The organism is Leptolyngbya sp. FACHB-36 (genome assembly GCF_014695955.1).
In the GTDB taxonomy this organism is placed as follows: Bacteria; Cyanobacteriota; Cyanobacteriia; order Leptolyngbyales; family Leptolyngbyaceae; genus FACHB-36.
This window is the reverse complement of the sequence record NZ_JACJPG010000636.1, coordinates 1-4,562: the sequence shown is the minus strand read 5'-3', so window position 1 is coordinate 4,562 and position 4,562 is coordinate 1. Positions and strand designations below refer to the sequence as shown.

The 4,562-nt window shown below is 54.6% G+C and carries 5 protein-coding genes; 1 reads left to right on the top strand and 4 read right to left on the bottom strand.

The window, feature by feature from the left end:
• Positions 1 to 210: 210 nt before the first annotated feature.
• The 4 genes from H6F43_RS19505 to H6F43_RS19490 form a co-directional block, all read right to left on the bottom strand.
• Complete coding sequence (locus H6F43_RS19505; RefSeq protein WP_190344584.1) at positions 211 to 618, bottom strand: hypothetical protein; 408 nt, start codon at positions 616 to 618, stop codon at positions 211 to 213.
• Positions 619 to 679: 61 nt separating this feature from the next.
• The gene (locus H6F43_RS19500) at positions 680 to 2,077 is read right to left on the bottom strand and encodes a cytochrome c biogenesis protein (RefSeq protein WP_190344582.1); all 1,398 of its coding nucleotides are present in this window, start codon (positions 2,075 to 2,077) and stop codon (positions 680 to 682) included.
• A gap of 84 nt (positions 2,078 to 2,161) precedes the next feature.
• A complete protein-coding gene (locus H6F43_RS19495; protein WP_190344580.1) occupies positions 2,162 to 2,896 on the bottom strand; it encodes a cytochrome c biogenesis protein CcdA in 735 nt (244 codons plus the stop codon).
• A gap of 212 nt (positions 2,897 to 3,108) precedes the next feature.
• Positions 3,109 to 3,630 carry a GNAT family N-acetyltransferase gene (locus H6F43_RS19490; protein ID WP_190344578.1) on the bottom strand — a complete coding sequence of 174 codons (522 nt, stop codon included), beginning with the start codon at positions 3,628 to 3,630 and terminating at the stop codon, positions 3,109 to 3,111.
• A 213-nt stretch (positions 3,631 to 3,843) separates the two neighbouring features.
• Here H6F43_RS19490 and H6F43_RS19485 point away from each other — a divergent pair.
• Positions 3,844 to 4,562, top strand: a 719-nt coding sequence (locus H6F43_RS19485; RefSeq protein WP_190344576.1) for a hypothetical protein, incomplete at its 3' end; no start/stop codon positions are given.

The following is a 4,562-nucleotide window of genomic DNA, read 5'->3' as shown; positions in this document are numbered from 1 at the left end:
AGCAACTGCTGGACCAGATCGGACTGCCCGACAACGACTTGATTGAGGGCTTGGCTGAGGCGAGAGAATACGGCTTGCAGGTCAGACATAAAGAGTAGAGCGGGATAGGCAACCTTGCTGGTCGCTCAACACGATAGCATTCCATTTACCGTTTGCCCTGCGTTTCCCTCCATTGCGAATTGTCGATCGCGAACCGCGATTCGCTTCCTGCTAGTCCTTTGTCGGCTGGCGCGATCGTTCTTCAATGTCCTCTAACGTTTGCAGCACCAAGCGCTTGGCTTGCAGCTTCCAGCCCCAGCGCTGCAAATTGATGGCGATCGCTCCGCCTGCGATCGTCGCGAGGAAATCGATCGGCTGCATAAAGGAAATTCCCAGCAGCAAGCCTAATCCAGCAATGCCCCAAAACGGCAGCGCCACCGTCTGCCGCTGGTTTGTCACGAGGTCGCTTAACCAGTCTGTGGGCAGTTCTTCTTGTAGCTGCGCTTTTACCTGACGCTGCTCTGCCGCAGGCACCGACAGCCCAATTTTCTGGCGCAGCTTCTCAATTTTTCGAGCATCGGTGCTGTACTGGGTGAGTTCATCCTCTGCCATCAGAATCAAGCGGTCGTACTGTCCCACAGGGTTTCCTCACATCAGATTTTCTTTATCGTTTCACGATCGCTGTCCTACAGCAACGAGATTACGCCTCAACCAGGCTGGCGCGATCGTCCTCTGCCACCGTGCGATCGCCCAACTGCTCCAACATCGCAATCACTTCGCGTTCAAACGCCACCTGAGCGCGGTTGGTTCTGCCACCGACGAACAGCTTGCCGTCTTTTTGCAGCGCCCACACTTGCGAGTGCGAGATGTAGCTCATCAGAACGCCTAGCATCAGTAGCCCAAAGCCTGAATAAACGAGCGGAATCCCCGGATCGGCTTTGATTTGCAGCCCCGTACTACCGATGATGTCCACAACCGAGAGCGCCACACCGTTCACCTGAGTTGCCATGCCCTTCCGCACCGTCGCCACGAGCTTACCGGACATATCGTAAACCAGCAGCATTCCTTGCAGGTCCTTGGCAACCAGGGAGACGCCGTCGCTGAGGTCGGGTTTTGTCGGCATCCACGTTCCCCAAATTTGCCCTTTGCCGCCCGTGTCCAGTTGCGCCATCGGCAGTTGAAACACAGGGCTTTTATTCAGGCGGACCTGAACAGCCGCGATCGACCAGCTTGCCTGATACAGCGTGACGCCGTGATAGCGCAGCGGCTCGTTGACGTGAATCGTTTTACGCTTCACCTCCTGACCGCTACTGTCCAGTATTGACATGTCCGAGTAGAACTGGTCGATCGCGCCTGCTGGCGTGTAGTCGATCCAGAAGCGATTCACTCTAGCCGACCAATCATGAGGCACCTGCGATCCTGCCAGCGGTCCAGCGTCCGTGATGTTTTTAACTTGGAACGTGCTGCCGCTGGGCACCATTTCCTGCGCGATGAACCCGCTCATGGCACCGCAAATTGCCCCAACCAAAATCAGCAGCATGCTGACGTGCACGACGATCGGACCTATCCGTCCAACAATGCCTTTGTGAGCGTACAGCGCCTCGCCCTGCCGAAAAATCCGGTAGCGTCGCTGCTCCAAGAGCGGCACCACGTCCTCTAACGACGCCTGCTCAAATTCTGCGCTTAAGGCAAACTTTTGAAACTGGCGCGGCTGGGTGTAGACATTCCAGGTGCGCGAAAACCAGCGCAGCGCAGGAAGCTGCCGCTTGAAGGTGCAAGTCATTAGACTGGTGCCGAACAAAATCAGCAGCGCCAAAAACCACCACGTCCGATACACGTGGTCCAACCCCAGCAGCAGTAGCACTTTCCAGGTCAGAAAGCCAAACAGGGCGGGATGCTCTGGATAGTTGGCTTTGTAGAATTCCAGCGATTGTCCCTGCTCGATAACGGTGCCAGAGATGCTGAATCCCGCGATCGCCAGCAGCAGCACGATCGCCAGCCGCAAATCTGCCAGCAGCGGCACTAGCTCGCGCTTCCAGAAATACTGCAAAGCCGTTATCCAGCTAGGGCGTTTATTTGTTAAGGAATCATTGGTCATTATGCGATTAGCGGCTAATTATCAGTAACGGTCAGTGGCGAGTAGAGGAGCCATTAAACCCAGACGAAATTGATGGACTAAACCCTAAAAATTCACGACTCGAAACAGCAAGGAGAACACGCCGAACCCCACCAGCAGCGCTCCGCTTGCAGGCGTAATCCAGCTAGACCAGCGGCGCATTTCCAGCAGCTTCTTAATCGAGGCGGTGAAGGTGCCCGCCAGAATTAAGGGAGCGACGTAGCCCGCCGTATAGGACAGGAGCAGCACGCTGCCCAGAATGGGATCTTTTGTGGTGGAAATCCACGCCAGCAGCGTTGCTAGAACGGGCGTGCTACAGGGAGACGCCACCAGCCCAAACGTCAAACCAATCAGATACGATCGCAGCCCCTGCGGCAGATCGTTCGAGATCCACTCCATGCCGCCAAACGACGGTAGCTGAAGCGGCAGCGCCTCCAGCAGATTCAGCCCCATCAGAATCGCAATCAGGCTGACGACGATCGGCAAACCCAACCCAACCTGACCGTAAATCTTGCCCAATAGGGCGGCTAGAACGCCCAGGATCGCCAGTGTGGTCGCCAGTCCTAACGAGAACCAGGTAGACTGCACCGCCGCCTGCCAGCGGGTTTTGGTTTCGTAGCCACCGATGTAGCCGATCGTGATTGGCAGCATCGAGAGCATGCAGGGTGTCAGACTGGTGAGCAATCCAGCCAGAAAAATCACGCCAGTGCTCACGAGTGTCAGATGCGTGAGCTGAGTAGACACTAAGCCATCCGCGAAGTGCTCTAGTTGATATAGATGGGTCCGCAGCGTTTCAAGCATGAGGTACAGGCGATCGCAGTCCCTCTATTCTACCGGAGCCAATCCGCCCACAGACGGAGGAGCGATCGACCCGCTAGGCGCTTTTTGGCAGCCGAAAGGCTTACAGTCCTGCATCAAGCTGCACTGTATTTTAAATCACTCGTAAATTTCCATGTCCCCTGCTTCGGATTCGCGCTTCCTGGGCAACCTAGCGGAAGACGGGTGGCTTTTGGCTAGTCCGGATACCAAAACATGCCTTTGATGCCTTCTGGATCGGGCATAAAACCGAGCGTTCGGTAAAAATCAACGACTTGCGGATCGGCAAATAAAGTAATGTTGCTAATATCTTCGCTGCGTAACTTCTTAATTACCTGCCTCATCAGCGCTTTGCCCATCCCCTTCCCTTGGAACTCTGGATGAACGACAACATCCCAAATCGTCGCATTAAAGGCGTGATCGGACGTTGCTCGTGAAAATCCAATCAGCCGTCGCTGCGCGCCCCGCTGCTCCCACATTGAAACCACTAGGAAACTGTGCTGGAGTGCTTTTTTGACCTTTCGCAGTGGACGACGCGACCAACCTACCGCATCGCACAGCTCTTCGAGTTCGTACAGATCGATTTCTCGCTCTGTGCTGAAAAAGATCCGGGAACTGGCACGATCGCCAGCCTCCCCACTAACAGATCCCTCAGACTGCACCATCGGCGAGGCGGCGGTGGCATCCGAGCTACTAAACAGGCTTTTCCAAAAACCCATGCGAGCGTGGTTAAGGTAGAAGTTAGATCACAGTACTAGATAGTATATCCTCCGCACCCTGTCCGATCCGCCTGCCTCGTGGATTCATCACAAACTGACCCCCGCGAATTTGACTGCAAGAATGTGCCTCTGATCGCGCTATAACTAAATCTTTAATCGCCAACGATCGCTCCACCGTCGTTATGGTCTTCCCCTAACCACCCCGTTACTACTATGGCTTTGGGTTTAAAGTCGTCCACGCTAGAACTGTTGAAGCGCTTTAATCGAGCGTTTCCGCAGTTTTATGAGCAGTTCGTGAGCAGCGAGATTCAACTGCAAAACCTGAGGCTGGCGTATCATCTGTACAAAACTCGGCAAGCTGTCATTGAACTGAAGCAGGAAGGCAGCAAAAGCGCGCTTCACTTTGCCTACCGCAATCAGTCCTTCCTCCTGAGCGACATTTTTGGCGTGCTGGCGGCGTATGGACTCACGATTCACAGCCTAAGTCTGTACGGGCAAATCTATCCGCCGATGCTCGTCTTCATTAAGTTAATTGTGTCTCGCAGCGGCAAAGCGCTGACCGAGAAGACTTCAGAAAACGTCTGTCGCGCTATTCGGGAAGCGCTAGCAGGGCGGTTTGAAGTCGAAGAAATGCTCGCAGTGGAGTTTAACCTGGATGCCGGATTGGAACAGGTTGAAACTGAGTTTTATGTGGACCCCGTGTTTCACCTGCCTGCGCTGCTGATTGAGGCAGATAACCAGCCTGGGCTGTTCTACAAAGTTATGTATGCTATCTGGCAGGAAGATTTGCTGGTCGTCAACGCCAATCTGCTCGTTTGGCGCGGTCGCACTCGCCTGATCCTGTACTTGCTCGGTCCCAACGAAAGTCTGATTCCAGAGTACCTGGGACAAAAGATTGCGGAAGGCGTGAAGCAGCGACTGTTGGGCAGACG